We start from the raw sequence: 578 nt of genomic DNA, 5'->3' as shown, positions 1-578 counted from the left end.
GTTATCCTGATCATAAACAGAACCTGGAGCATACCTTGTAGATGCATTCAATGAATGCGTATTGATATTGTAATTAAAACGTTCTGCGGTTAAACCAAAACGGTGATTGCCATTAAAATATTGATGAATTTTAAAAAGCAAATTATTTTTGTCAAACTGAGCAGGGTTTTTACGTGTACGCTCTTCATAGCCTTCTACAGTTCCCATATTCTTACGTTCATGCCCTTCCGTAAGAGATCCTTGGAAAAGCAAAAATGTTTGTCGGACACGCACAGCAAAAGCCTGATCTATCCGCCAACTATTATTAACAGAATGATAACCACCTTTTATAAGACTCCCCCAATCCTTCTCTTCAGTGATAAGGTCTTCAGGATTAAGGGTACGTAAAGCAACGACGCCTCCTAGTGCACCGGATCCATAAAGACTGGAATCAGATCCTTGAATAACATCAAATGTAGAAAGTGCATTAAAATCAAAAGTTGTATTTCCACCTCTCCCACGTACTATATCATCAAACCATGGAAGAGCAATACCATCCATTGTTGTGAGAACACGGTTTGCATCTAAACCACGAATCA

The 578-nt window shown here is 38.8% G+C and carries 1 protein-coding gene; it reads right to left on the bottom strand.

Features of this window, described 5'->3' with window-relative positions:
- On the bottom strand, window positions 1-578 hold a 578-nt coding region (locus tag ACFIO5_RS13150; protein ID WP_375705649.1), incomplete at both ends, for a TonB-dependent receptor plug domain-containing protein.

Source organism: Bartonella sp. AA86SXKL, from assembly GCF_042196885.1.
The sequence above is the reverse complement of the archived record's forward strand: the minus strand, read 5'-3'. Positions and strand labels throughout refer to the sequence as shown.